The organism is Bacillus sp. M6-12 (assembly GCF_002860285.1).
Classification (GTDB): Bacteria; Bacillota; Bacilli; order Bacillales; family DSM-1321; genus Peribacillus.
The window spans coordinates 169,877-182,376 of the sequence record NZ_PGVF01000016.1 but is presented as its reverse complement, the minus strand read 5'-3'; the positions used below and the strand labels follow the sequence as shown (position 1 = coordinate 182,376).

The window sequence follows — 12,500 nt, the reverse complement described above, 5'->3', positions numbered from 1 at the left end:
CGACTCTTAGAGACAGATTTTTAAGTTCTAATCTCAATCGCATACTGTCCATAGAGACACCTCCATTATCAACTAAATTGTTGTCTATCATTCTTGAATTTCTTCTTCACTTTTGTATTCTAAAATGTCTCCAGGCTGGCATTCTAATGCTTTGCAAATTGCCTCTAAAGTTGAAAGTCTAATTGCTTTTGCCTTTCCATTTTTCAATATAGAAAGGTTAGCCATTGTTATTCCAACTCTCTCCGAAAGTTCTGTTACGCTCATTTTCCTTTTTGCTAACATCACATCAATATTGATTATTATCGCCATGTTATTCACCTCAGACCGTTAAATCATTTTCTGATTTTATATCAATTGCTTCTTGTAAAAGTTTTTGGAGAACAGCCGCAAAGACTGCGATAACCATCGAAGCAAAAGGAACAACCAATCCGATAAAGATGACACCTGGGGCGTCGTCTTTCTCCGCAAAGAGATAGAAGAGCGGCAAGACTAGCACATGCAAACTACTGATTGTGATTGCGCAGTATTTGATTTTCTTTAAAGCTTTTACTGATAAATCGGAGAAAGCTTTATTTTTGTCAATATAGCGTAAAAGTTTGAAAGCTTGATACAAAGCAATGTAAAAAGGTATCGCCGATGCATAAAAAACGATGGAAATGAGATATTTTATATAAGTAAACTCTGGAAGCAATTTTGCTGCAATATTCCCTATCTCAGGTACCAAAAAGATGCACAAAGCAAGAACTGGGACTCCCAAAAGAATAACAGCTATTTTTAAAAACAACGTTGTTACTTTTTTCATAAAAAGCACCTCACTTTAAATTCTAAGTAATTTGATCTTAATATACATTTTATTGAATTTCAATAAATTTTTATTCGTTTTTAATATATAATTATTGTTTTATCAAATTCCTTCAATAAAAAAAACACTCCTCATTACAAGAAATGCATATAACTTTAAACTATTCAATTCATAACTTGTTCAACAGACCTGCCCCTTAGCAAAACAAAAAAACCGCCGAAAATGGCAGCTGAATCTCTTTTATTCTTCATCCTCATCTGAATTGAAGGGTGTATTATAATCGATAGACAACACCTGCAGCTAAATCTGCTCTCAATTCCCAACCCAAAGGCACACCAAATCGTCTGCATATAGGAATCCATATAGCTAAACGCTTCGTTTAAATCTGTCTAAATTCTTCTTTAAATTTCTTGTAATTATCGTAGTTTTCAGCTGTAATATTTAAATGATTTAACGATTGGACCTCAATTTCAAAGTCCACAAGCGCTTTTAGTTCCTCCCCGGTTAACTTCCCTGAAACGGTTCCATCCACTGGTTTATTCTCATGAATAATTCATGTATCATTCAAATCTTCTTCATTACTTTTTCTATTATTTTTCCAGCAGTCTTTCCGGCTTTCTTTGTTATTTGCTTCTTCACCTGCTTCTTTATTTCCTTCTTTATCATGCTCTTTAATCCCATATATTTACCCCTTCCTTTTAAAGTTGATCATACAATCACTTATAAAGTTTCCCATTTTGAGTCTTTGATGTCTTCTTTATTCGGAATTGTTACAAATGCAGTGCTTGCTTCCTTCATTACATGCCCTAAACTTAATAAAAATTTGTTCCCTGTCTTATTTTACTATCTATGTTGGGGTAGCGTCAGGAAAATTTACAACGTTAAATATAAAAGCCCAATTCCTCTTTATTAACATAGAAAAATTAGACTCTTTTTCGTTACTCCATTAAAACGCCCGATTGTTGAATAGCCACCGATCCTTGCTTTTTTGCAATCTTCAAATGATGTATGGAGCTCTTGTTTCAATTAGTGTAGTTCACCACAAACGATGCTAACACCTCACATATTTGCGTTTGAAACCAAGCCTCCTTCTATCTATTTCCTTTTGGATATTTTCGGAGGCAAGCAGAATACTGTTTTTTTTCTTGTCCCGCCTGATTTCGACCGGTCCTACTGCCTTTGCAGTGTTCACCGCCATATCATGGAGCGGCAAAAAGGAAATCCCGACTGTGTAAATAAAATTATTCATAGCAGATTTTGTTCGATCAGGAGAATCGTGAATCGTATTTTCTACCTGATCAAGCATACTGGCAATCTTGCTTCCGCTAAATTCGCTGTCCGGGCGATTACCCAAAAGCCAGCAGTAACAGCTCCAGCCTGCCGACATTCTAAGTTCTTCCCGGCTTGCGATCCATTTATCGGCAACAGCTTGTGCAATATCGGTTTCAGCCAAAGTTACAGCAACCACATAATCAGACAGCATATAAAAATACGCCCCATCCATCCAACGCTCAAAATCTGCCACCGTCATCGTCATCGGGTCAGCAATGATGCCGGCAAAATACATGGCATCGTAGTTCCCGGTGGCATAAAGCTGCTCGGCTAAAGGCTGATTTTTCTTGATTTTCTTTGCGAGTGGCTTCATTGCGCCTGTAGCCACCCCAAACAGCGGCTCGAGAGCACCATTGCTTACGTAGGTTTTTTTAATTCGTTCCTTGCCGAGTGCTTCCAGTTCCTGCATCACCATTTCGATATCCATCTTTTTGCACTTCCTCCCTTTATAATCATACTAACCAACTAGCTTTATCAAGCAATGATTTAACTTATGTATTACATAAGAAGTAGCTTGACATCAAGCTTCGGCGATGTTTTTTAATATAACAGATTATCTTTTTCCACTAAAGAGATTCTAAGTGCAAAGCTTTTGTACCACTCGTCTTTTCCTTTTTGTTTAGCCAGTTTATGTGCTGCATTATGCCGCCAAAGATCAATGGCCTCCAGTGAATCCCAATATGAAACGGTAATACCAGCGCCAGTTACATCACGGACACTTTCAACCCCCAGAAATCCTTGCTGCCGTGAAGCAAGCTCGACCATTTTATCAGCCATTTTTGCGTAACCGTTATCTTCGGGAGTTCGCTGAGAGGTAAAAATAACCGCATAATACGGCGGCTCCGGAGTTTTTCTAATGCCTGCATTTGGTCACTTCCTTTTGTATTCTTTATTCCTATAATTTAACACGTTACCGAAAGATATAATATGACTTTATGTAAAGAAACGCTAAACTGAATTATTATGGATAGGTTGCGGCTCCCCTGAAAGATCATAAACCCAGGTTTAATTCTCTTTCTTAAATGAATTTTTTATTCTATACAATTAGCATGAATAACACTGGGCGTCTCCGCCTTGACGGGGGCGTCTTTTCGACGTGGAAATGGATAAGAAAAGGCGGAATGAACATAATAAACCTGGAATGAAAGGGAGTTTTTACAGAACTTATTAAGGATTTCAGGTGAGAAAATATATGTTTTGGAAAAAGAAGAGCAAACCAATCCGTCATGAAAATAAAGACGGCAACCAGCTTTTTCAAAAAGATAATGATTTATCTATAGCTGCTGTCAAGGGCCTGATTTCAAATATGGATGATGGAGAATTGATAGAACACAGGATTAATAAAGACCGGAATATAACTCTTATTTTCATCCGAACATTGATTGACGTGGAAAGGTTAAATGAATCCATCATTCAGCCCTTAAAAAATGGTTCTGAAGATATGATACATACCTGCATTACCTCAGTAAAAGCGGCTGCTCTGACCAGCCTTGATGAAGCACAGCAGCTGATGATGTTGGGACATGTGCTCCTTGATGACGGCAAGGGACGCTGGTGGGCTGTTCCATTTGAAAATCCCTTAGGGAGAAGCATTGAACCATCGGAAACAGAAACCATTTTACTCGGTCCTAAGGACAGCTTCACCGAACAGATTGACCAAAATATCACTTTGCTTCGAAGAAGGCTTCCGGTGACTGAACTTAAAACGGAGAGGTTTTCTGCCGGGTACCTGACTAAATCGAAGGTTGTATTACTGTATGTAGAGGGCATCGCCAATCCAGATATTGTTGATATTGCCCGCAAAAAAATTTCCAAAATAAATACTGATATGGTGATTGAACAGTCGAATCTGGCGGCGTTTATTGAGGATCACATCCATTCGGTCTTTCCGCAGTTTCAGCAGACAGACCGTCCGGATCAATGTGCCTATTCTCTTGGACTTGGAAAAATCGTCATTCTGGTCGCAAATACACCGTTTGCGTTAGTTGCTCCTATCACCTTTTTTCATCTCTTTCAATCACCAGAGGACTATATCCACAAATGGATTGTTGCCAGTTTCCTGCGATGCCTTCGGTATGTAAGCTATTTGGCGTCTATTACATTAATCCCTCTGTATGTTGCGTTAACCACCCATCACTATCAGGTCATTCCGCTGCAGATTCTGTTTGTATTATTAGAATCCAGGAGTAAACTGCCATTTAGCCCCTTCTGGGAAGCGCTATTAATGCTTCTGATTCTGGAAATTATTAAAGAAGCCAGTTTGAGGATGCCATCAAAAACAAGCACAACTCTGGGTACAATCGGTGGTATTGTTATTGGCCAGGCAGCAGTGGAAGCAGGGTTTGTAAGCAAGGTGTTAATTGTTTTATTGGGTGTGGCTGCGATTGCGTCTTTTTTAGTTCCAAATTATCTGTTAAGTAAGACTAACACACTCATTCAATTTGCATTTTTAATTTTAGCATCGTTACTGGGCATTCCGGGAATTGTGTTTGGAATGATCTTTATGCTCGCACACCTTAATGGACTTACAAGCTTGAAGCAGCCATATTTTGCTCCGGTTGCGCCCCTCTATTGGAGAGATTGGATGGATTTCTTCATTCGGGCTCCTATTCCATGGATGAAAAAGCGTCCAGCACATGTACATCCTCTCTTTAGATGGAGATATAACCGAGGAGATGATCACTAGATGGGGGATTTTATATTATTTGATAAGACTGCTCAGCTTGGAAAGGGATATATTATTGCATTCGCTAACCGTTCACAAATGCTCTATTTTATATTATTTTTGCCAAAGTTTTTAGAGATGCCGTATTTATTATTAGGGGTATTGGCAGTAGGAATCCTATCTCAGATTAACCTGTTTATTTTATCAAAGTGCCTGTCTTCTAAAAATACGCAGCAGGGGTATCATGGATTCGCTGATCTTTTAGGTCGGAGGACGCTTCGTATAATAGCCTTTGCCGGGATTGCGTTCATTTTTATAAAGATGAGTATAATTATCCTTGGGTATGCTGAAATCGTCCATCAATTTATTTTTCCTGCTATGCAGCGGCCGTGGATGATCCTGTTTATTATGCTGATAAGCACCTATATTGCCAGTCAGGGGATGGAAAAAACACTCCGCTTTGGCATTATTGCTTTCCTATGTACCTTTTGGATCATCCTGCTTTATATTTCGTATTTCTTTCCTCCTGCAGCTGAGCTGCATGATCTATATCCTTTGATCCCAACAGATTGGTCACATAAACCCTGGAAAGGCATATTAATGGTCTGGTCCTCTTTATCAGGACCGGAGTACTTAATTCTGGTGCTGCCTTGGATAAATTCCAAGCAAAAGATGCTGAGATATTTATCGATTGCAAATTCGATTTCTATTTTAGAGTATTTGCTGCTTTTCTTGGCATGTCTGTTCTTTTTCGGAACCACTTATTTGGGGAAAATAGGTTTTCCGGTAGTTAATATGATCAGATACCTTCAGTCTCCTGTTTTTGAGAGAGTGGAAATTATCATGATTTCCCTGCAAATGTTTCACTATGTTTTCTTTATATCCGTTTTGCTGCTTTGTTTATATGGTGCCATACGCATTTCTGCAGGAACTCAGTATAAAGAAACTACACGTAAAGGTTTTTACGCTGTGTGCTTACTTGTCCTGGCAGGTGTGTTTTTAATTCAGCTGTTCTATTGGAGAGAAGGAAAAGAACTAAACCGCTGGGCAAACGTGCAATTATGGTCTGGTGCCTTTACTTATTTACTAATTCCATCTCTCCTCCTGGCTGCCACTAAAATAAAGGGGAGGCGTTCCAGTCTATGAGGGCACTCACTTCATTTATGCTTATATTAAGCAGTATATGTCTTTTAGCTGGCTGTTCTCCTTTTGCAAATGACAATACAGTTGAAGAAATTGCGCCTGTGACCTTTTTGACCGTTGAAGCGGGAGGAGAAAAAGGTAAATTAAAAGTCTCTACATTGGTTCCTCCTGTCATGAAGGAAGATAAACAATTTTTTTCCACCAATGTCACACTGTTAGAACAGGGAAGAAAGAGCTTTAATTTGAAATATTACCGGGAAATTAAGCTCGGGCAGCTCCGTATGCTGTTTATTGATGAAAAGGTTGCCAGAAATGGAAGTGTATCATTGATTGACACGATATTAACCGATCCAGAAGTATCTCCGCGGCTTTATCTCGTAGTATTGAAAGGTGATTTCGAAGCATTTATCAAGAATCGTATGCAGCAGCAAAAAGATCTGGATTACTATTTATACAGGATGTTTAAGCATTACGAAAAGGGGCGTCAGGGAGAAATTACGGTTACAAATATTCATGAGTTTATGGAAAAAGTGTATTCTCCTTATTCAGATCCGTTCATTCCGGTATTTAAGGTGGATAAAGATAATTTTAGCTATGAGGGCACTGGATTTTTTGGGAATGGAAAGTTAAAAGGTGTTTCTGATAAGAATCAAGACCAATTTTTTCAGCTTCTTAACAAATATCATTTCCTTAAGAACATGATCATTACACCATTGGACGTCTCTCTGGGGGAAGTCCGTTCACGTGTTACGACACATGTAAATATAAATGACCATACCGTTTCATTTAAGATTCATTATAGAGGCAGAATCGATGAATACCGAGGCACCAAAGACCTGAACAGGCAGGACAGCATTTACGGATTAGTCGACGAGCTCGAGGGCTATATGGAAGAGGGGACCGCTTCACTGCTGAAAAAATTGCAGGAATTGAAAGTGGATCCCCTTGAAATAGGGGGACAGACGATGGCACCCGCTTCAAAGCCCATGTCAGAAGAAGACTGGATAAAGTTCTGGGAGAGTGCAAAAATAAAAGTTGACTGTTATTTCGAACTTGAACCTTTATCCATTTAATAGAGAGTACAAGTAAGGCTGCGATACACTTCGCAGCCTGTTCTTTTAAATCTTGACGATCATTCTGCCGCGGGCTTGTCCTTTTAAATTTCAAAACCTAAGCTAATACGAGAACCTATAGGAGCTGATTTTGTCAGTTTATTTATCTTCTTTTAACAATCTTCTTGTATGCCAAATAGGCTATTACAATTACAGCCACAATTAAAATTACCTTCATAAGAAATTGACTCCTCCATCTCCTTTGTCTAATCTACTTATTCCCATGAATGTATAATAAAAAACATAAAAAACAAAAAGCCAACTTCATCTGTTGGCTTTTGTTTAGGTGGGCTTATTTAGCCGCTACAGCTGAATAGTATTCAATTAGTCCAGTTAAACTCTGTGTCAAATCCGAGAAGCTATATCCGAGCTTTTCCGCTCTTTCTGTATTAATGGCCCAGGAACCCGGCAGACCATACGGCGAGGCATTATTTTTTGTTAACACACTTGTTATGACTGCCTTTTTTCCAAGCTGCTGTTCAATTGTTTGGATTAGTTCGCTTAAAGAAATATCGCCTTTGCAGCCCGGGTTAATCGGCCCCACATAGCTTGACTCTCCAAGACTGTATAAAAACTCTGCCGCTTCATCAGATAAAATAAAACTGAACCGCACGTCCGGATTCGCTGCACCAATTGGTTCTCCATTCATCACTTTATCAACATGGAATTTTAGGCGCTGGGTAAAATCATCTTTACCAATAACAAAAAATGCATGTGTTATGTGAGCAAGTTTTAAATTTTTAAAACTGCAAGGATCTCTTCTTGTCAGCCGGCTGATACTTCCTCATATGGCCGGTACGGAGCACTTCTCTGAGATAGGGGTCACCATAAGGATTGGTTTTCTTCAGCAATTCCATCAGGTATGTAATATCATCCATGGCCCTGTGGGTTTGATAGTTTGTAATATTATGTGACTCCAGAAGCGTCAGCAGCTTGCTATTTGAAAATCCATAGTTTTTCCATGGTACGCCTTTCATGGTACAATACCACTTCAGGTCATTTATTTGCGGATACATATAGTAAAGAAAACTGCGGTCAAATGAGGCATTATGCGCAAAAACCGTATCCGTCCTGTTAAAAAAAGTTTTTATCTTCACATCATAAAAGCTCTTTCCGGCCACAGATTCATACGGGATACCGTGGATACGGAAAGCATTGCTGTAATTCCGCTTTGCAGTGTTTGAGACTGGTTCACGCAAATAAGATTCCTGATCGACAATATCAACAATTTCACCTGTTTCCTCATTATAGGAAAACAGCTTCAGCGCCAATTCAATGATTTCATCTGTCTTAGGACTTAATCCAGTGGTCTCTACATCCACTAATAAACCAAGTTTCGTTTGATTGTTCAAAATTACACCCCTAACCAATTTTTCCTAAGGCTAGCATAACAGAAAAAGGTTACCCAGGGCATATTTGAAATATATTCCAAACAAATTATATGGAGATACAATAAAGGCGGTAAGCAGCTGTAAGTAATGGGAAGAATGATTTTGCATTTTTAGCCCTTTTCCCGTAGAAAAAGCAGAAAATCTTTGCTGATCTTCTGCTCGCCTCATTTAGAAATAGAATATTCAAAAAATAAGTTATTGCCATTTCCCCATTGATTTAATGCAAACAATTGCCCCGGCTTGCACTATATGTTGTAAGGGTATGAACATAGGAATATACATTAGTTTATTGCTTTTCTTATACTGCCATTTGAATTTGCCAGCAAATTTCTTGCTGCCTCCGCATCTAATCCTGTTTTCGCCATAATAATGGCAACAGTTGCATCACCATTTGCCTGTTCTGATAGCTTTGTGGCTGTATCATAGCTTACATTAGTTGTTTCCATAATTATTCTCTTTACTCGTTCTCGTAATTTTTCATTAGTTGCCTGAACTGCTACCATCAGGTTTCCATAAACCTTTCCCAGGCGAATCATGGCACCCGTTGAAAGCATATTGAGAGCCATCTTTTGGGCTGTACCCGCTTTAAGCCGCGTTGAACCTGCCAGCACCTCGGGACCGACAAGAATATTGATGGCAACATCCGCTATTTTGCTAATTTTATCATTAGCATTACAAGAAATAGTGATTGTAGCAGCTGCCCTTGCTTTCGCTTCCTGGAGGGCTCCTATTACATACGGTGTTCGACCGCTGGCAGCGAGGCCAACAACCACATCTCCCTGACTAATATTACGTTTCTCTATGTCTTCCCTTCCCAGTTCAACGCTGTCTTCTGCATTCTCAACTGCCTGCATTATGGCTTGCGGGCCACCGGCAATAATCCCCTGCACTAAAGAAGAATCTGTTCCAAACGTGGGAGGGCACTCTGATGCGTCTAATATTCCCAGCCTTCCGCTCGTTCCAGCTCCAATATAGAATAGCCGTCCCCCATTATTAAGTTTCTCTGTTATTAAATCTACAGCTTTTGCAATTTTGGGCAGCTCTTTTTCTACTGCAAATGCAACCTTTTTATCTTCTTCGTTCATATACTTAACTATTTCAAGAGAAGACAAAGTATCTAACTCGATATCTTCCATTCTCATTTCTGTTGTAAGCTGACTTAGGTTTTCCAATCATAACATCCTTCCTACTATTAAGCTCGTTTGGTGTTTTTAACAATAAGGCGTGTTTTTTCTAAAAGCGGAATCACATCATGATGTTTATGGCTGGCGATTGAAACGAAAAGAATATCGATTACGTTAAGCTGAGCAATCCTGGAAGCCATAGCACCGCTTCGAATACTTTTCTCAACAGAACTTGTAAATAATTTTATATCGGAAAGATCAGCTATTGGTGAAGGTCCAAACCTCGTGAGTGTGATAATTTGGGCACCCTGTTTCTTTGCTTCAGTTAATGAACTGAAGATTTCTTCTGTTTGGCCAGAGTATGAAACTCCAAAAGCAACATCCTGCTCAGTTAAAATAGTTGCAGAAGTCATTTGAGAATGGTAATCGGAATAGGCATCACACCACCAGCCTATTCGGGTAAATTTCTGCTTTATATCTTCTGCAATTACAGCAGAAGCTCCTACCCCGTAAACAGCAATTTTTCTTGCAGAACACAAGGCTTTCACCGCTTTTTCAACTTCAATTGGTGACAATACAGCCACAGTATCCTCGATAGACTGTTTATTATTACTGCTTACAGCCTGGATTAATGATTCTGTGGATCCACCTATATTAATATCCTGATATTGTTCATCTTTCAGGTTATTGGTCAAATCACCCATCAATCGAAGTTTAAGTTCTTTGTATCCTTTCATATTTAGGGACCTTGTCAATCGAATGATTGATGCCTCTGACACACCAGTTAATTCTGCTAACCTCTGAATGGATAAATCGACTACCTTTTGAGGATTAGCTAAAATGAATTCTGCTACCTTCCGCTCAGAAGGATTTAAACCCTCCATTAATTCCCTAATACTAACTAGTCCGCCATTAAACATATCAAACAATCTCCTTCAATACATTCCTTCTAATTTACAATTTTTTTCATTGCGGATTCCGCATTATCGTGTGCCAAGTGACAAGAGACTTTATGCTGGTTAAAGTTTAATTCCAGCAAATCAGGCACAGCCGTTCTGCATGCTTCAACAGCAATGGGACAGCGCGGATGAAACTTACAACCTGAAGGAGGATTGGAAGGACTCGGCAGGTCACCCTGCAAGATGATTCTTTCCTTTATATGCTCAGGATCAGGCACAGGCACACTTGATAACAGCGCCTTGGTATATGGGTGTGCAGGGTTCTCATATAAACTTTTTTTATCAGCCACTTCCACTATTTTTCCCAAATACATGACTGCTACACGGTCAGAGATATGCCGAACAACACTAAGATCATGAGAAATAAACAAATAAGTAAGTTTAAATTCCTTCTGTAGGTCCTGCATGAGATTTAAGATTTGAGCCTGTATTGAAACGTCAAGAGCAGAAACCGGCTCATCTGCAATAATCATTTTAGGTCGTAATATCAGTGCTCTGGCAATGCCGATCCGCTGGCGCTGCCCCCCTGAAAACTGGTGAGGATACCGCTCTAACTGCTGTTTAGATAAGCCTACAATCTCAATCATCTCTTCTACCATTTTTCTTCTTTCCTTCGGAGTCTCTATGTTGTGAACTATTAAAGGAGTCATCAAGATTTCCCTTATCGTTTTTCTAGGATTTAAAGAAGCGAACGGATCTTGAAAAACAAACTGCATTTCACGGCGCAGTTTTCTTAATTCTTTATTATTTTGGGCCATTACATCTTTGCCCTGGAAAAGAATCTTCCCTTCTGATGGCTCAATTAACTTTAAAATGCATCTTCCAGTTGTTGATTTCCCGCATCCCGATTCTCCAACTAAACTGACCGTTTCCCCTTCATAAATCGTTAAATCTACACCGTCGACCGCATGGACCATCTTCGATTGGCCAAAAAAACCACTTTTGACAGGAAAATGTTTCTTAAGATTAGATATTTCCAGCAAAGGCTTCTTCACGTGCTTCTTCCTCCTTCATCAGCCAGCAGCGTACTTGATGCTTTTGTCCAGACGAAAATAAATCAGGCATTTTTTCTTGGCAGATATCCATAGCGTGGGGGCAGCGTGGAGCAAAACGGCAGCCTTGTGGCATTTCATGAAACATTGGAACATTGCCTGGAATGGCTTGAAGCCGTTCATGGTCGTTAATGATATCAGGCATTGAGTTCATTAAACCAATCGTATATGGATGCTTAGGGTTTCTAAACAAAGTGAGTACATCTGTATTTTCAATAACTTTGCCTGCGTACATGACAATAACACGGTCACACATTTCTGCAACCACACCGAGGTCGTGGGTGATTAGCATGATAGCAGTGTTGTTTTCACTTTTAACTTTTTTCATTAAGTCTAGTATTTGTGCCTGTATCGTTACATCAAGAGCTGTTGTCGGTTCATCAGCAATAATTAGTTTTGGCTGGCATGCCATGGCGATTGCAATCATGATACGCTGGCGCATTCCCCCAGAAAGCTGATGGGGGTAAGAGGAGAATACCTCTTCGGCTCTTGGAATACCTACCTCATTAAGAAGCTGGATCGCTCTTGCTTTTGCCTTGTCTTTTGAATAATTCAGATGTTTTCGCAATGGCTCTGAAATTTGTTTACCCACTTTATGGAGGGGGTTGAGTGAAGTCATAGGTTCTTGAAAAATCATAGCAATATCATTGCCGCGTATTTTCCTCATGTCTTTTTCATCTAGCTTCAGCAGGTCATTTTCTTCGAACAGAATTTCTCCATTAATTTCGGCTTTTTTTCCCAAGAGCTGAATTATCGACATACTGGTAACACTTTTTCCGCAGCCGGATTCTCCGACAATACCCAATGTCTCTCCGCTTTTTACATAGAAATCTACTCCATCAACCACAGTTACAATGTCATTTCCCTGTTTAAACTTAGTTTTAAGATTTTTCACTTCTAATAGCTGTGCCATCTCTTAC

The 12,500-nt window shown here is 39.4% G+C and carries 14 protein-coding genes; 3 read left to right on the top strand and 11 right to left on the bottom strand.

Annotated elements, in window-relative coordinates; all coding sequences use genetic code 11:
- Window positions 1-87: 87 nt before the first annotated feature.
- From CVD28_RS19125 to CVD28_RS19110, 5 genes are all read right to left on the bottom strand, one after another.
- Window positions 88-309 (bottom strand): helix-turn-helix domain-containing protein, encoded by a 222-nt coding sequence (locus tag CVD28_RS19125; RefSeq protein ID WP_101595264.1) that lies wholly within the window; start codon window positions 307-309, stop codon window positions 88-90.
- 10 nt (window positions 310-319) lie between these two features.
- The gene (locus tag CVD28_RS19120) at window positions 320-802 is read right to left on the bottom strand and encodes a DUF2975 domain-containing protein (protein ID WP_101595262.1); all 483 of its coding nucleotides are present in this window, start codon (window positions 800-802) and stop codon (window positions 320-322) included.
- 379 nt (window positions 803-1,181) lie between these two features.
- Complete coding sequence (locus tag CVD28_RS28235; protein WP_180954226.1) at window positions 1,182-1,334, bottom strand: hypothetical protein; 153 nt, start codon at window positions 1,332-1,334, stop codon at window positions 1,182-1,184.
- A 519-nt stretch (window positions 1,335-1,853) separates the two neighbouring features.
- The gene (locus CVD28_RS19115) at window positions 1,854-2,561 is read right to left on the bottom strand and encodes a DNA alkylation repair protein (RefSeq protein WP_101595259.1); all 708 of its coding nucleotides are present in this window, start codon (window positions 2,559-2,561) and stop codon (window positions 1,854-1,856) included.
- 113 nt (window positions 2,562-2,674) lie between these two features.
- Window positions 2,675-2,992, bottom strand: coding sequence for an antibiotic biosynthesis monooxygenase family protein (locus CVD28_RS19110; protein ID WP_101595256.1), 318 nt, complete (start codon window positions 2,990-2,992; stop codon window positions 2,675-2,677).
- 334 nt (window positions 2,993-3,326) lie between these two features.
- On the opposite strand from CVD28_RS19110, the gene CVD28_RS19105 reads away from it, so the two are divergent.
- From CVD28_RS19105 to CVD28_RS19095, 3 genes are read left to right on the top strand one after another with little or no spacing between them, the layout of a single operon-like run.
- Window positions 3,327-4,820, top strand: a complete 1,494-nt coding sequence (locus CVD28_RS19105) for a spore germination protein (RefSeq protein ID WP_101595252.1) — start codon at window positions 3,327-3,329, stop codon at window positions 4,818-4,820.
- On the top strand, window positions 4,821-5,945 hold the full coding sequence (locus CVD28_RS19100; RefSeq protein ID WP_101595248.1) for a GerAB/ArcD/ProY family transporter: 1,125 nt from the start codon (window positions 4,821-4,823) through the stop codon (window positions 5,943-5,945).
- The gene (locus tag CVD28_RS19095) at window positions 5,942-7,015 is read left to right on the top strand and encodes a Ger(x)C family spore germination protein (protein WP_101595246.1); all 1,074 of its coding nucleotides are present in this window, start codon (window positions 5,942-5,944) and stop codon (window positions 7,013-7,015) included. The genes CVD28_RS19100 and CVD28_RS19095 overlap by 4 nt, the downstream gene beginning before the upstream one ends.
- Before the next feature lie 331 nt (window positions 7,016-7,346).
- Here CVD28_RS19095 and CVD28_RS19090 read toward each other — a convergent pair whose 3' ends face one another.
- The 6 genes from CVD28_RS19090 to CVD28_RS19065 all read right to left on the bottom strand — a co-directional run bounded on the left by CVD28_RS19090 (window position 7,347) and on the right by CVD28_RS19065 (window position 12,493).
- Window positions 7,347-7,703 (bottom strand): hypothetical protein, encoded by a 357-nt coding sequence (locus CVD28_RS19090; RefSeq protein WP_101595243.1) that lies wholly within the window; start codon window positions 7,701-7,703, stop codon window positions 7,347-7,349.
- 91 nt (window positions 7,704-7,794) lie between these two features.
- Window positions 7,795-8,406 carry an exonuclease domain-containing protein gene (locus CVD28_RS19085; RefSeq protein WP_101595239.1) on the bottom strand — a complete coding sequence of 204 codons (612 nt, stop codon included), beginning with the start codon at window positions 8,404-8,406 and terminating at the stop codon, window positions 7,795-7,797.
- A 320-nt stretch (window positions 8,407-8,726) separates the two neighbouring features.
- Complete coding sequence (gene murQ, locus CVD28_RS19080; protein ID WP_101595236.1) at window positions 8,727-9,617, bottom strand: N-acetylmuramic acid 6-phosphate etherase; 891 nt, start codon at window positions 9,615-9,617, stop codon at window positions 8,727-8,729.
- A gap of 20 nt (window positions 9,618-9,637) precedes the next feature.
- Entirely contained in the window at window positions 9,638-10,489 is an 852-nt protein-coding gene (locus CVD28_RS19075) for a MurR/RpiR family transcriptional regulator (protein WP_101595232.1), read from the bottom strand.
- A gap of 29 nt (window positions 10,490-10,518) precedes the next feature.
- Complete coding sequence (locus CVD28_RS19070) at window positions 10,519-11,523, bottom strand: ABC transporter ATP-binding protein (protein ID WP_101595228.1); 1,005 nt, start codon at window positions 11,521-11,523, stop codon at window positions 10,519-10,521.
- Window positions 11,495-12,493, bottom strand: a complete 999-nt coding sequence (locus tag CVD28_RS19065) for an ABC transporter ATP-binding protein (RefSeq protein ID WP_101595224.1) — start codon at window positions 12,491-12,493, stop codon at window positions 11,495-11,497. Before CVD28_RS19065 ends, CVD28_RS19070 begins: the two co-directional genes overlap by 29 nt.
- Window positions 12,494-12,500: the final 7 nt, after the last annotated feature.

Coding starts and splice junctions, on each gene's coding strand:
- CVD28_RS19125 (WP_101595264.1), bottom strand. CDS start 309: ATGGCGATAATAATCAATATTGATGTGATGTTAGCAAAAAGGAAAATG.
- CVD28_RS19120 (WP_101595262.1), bottom strand. CDS start 802: ATGAAAAAAGTAACAACGTTGTTTTTAAAAATAGCTGTTATTCTTTTG.
- CVD28_RS19115 (WP_101595259.1), bottom strand. CDS start 2,561: ATGGATATCGAAATGGTGATGCAGGAACTGGAAGCACTCGGCAAGGAA.
- CVD28_RS19105 (WP_101595252.1), top strand. CDS start 3,327: ATGTTTTGGAAAAAGAAGAGCAAACCAATCCGTCATGAAAATAAAGAC.
- CVD28_RS19100 (WP_101595248.1), top strand. CDS start 4,821: ATGGGGGATTTTATATTATTTGATAAGACTGCTCAGCTTGGAAAGGGA.
- CVD28_RS19095 (WP_101595246.1), top strand. CDS start 5,942: ATGAGGGCACTCACTTCATTTATGCTTATATTAAGCAGTATATGTCTT.
- CVD28_RS19090 (WP_101595243.1), bottom strand. CDS start 7,703: ATGAATGGAGAACCAATTGGTGCAGCGAATCCGGACGTGCGGTTCAGT.
- CVD28_RS19075 (WP_101595232.1), bottom strand. CDS start 10,489: ATGTTTAATGGCGGACTAGTTAGTATTAGGGAATTAATGGAGGGTTTA.
- CVD28_RS19065 (WP_101595224.1), bottom strand. CDS start 12,493: ATGGCACAGCTATTAGAAGTGAAAAATCTTAAAACTAAGTTTAAACAG.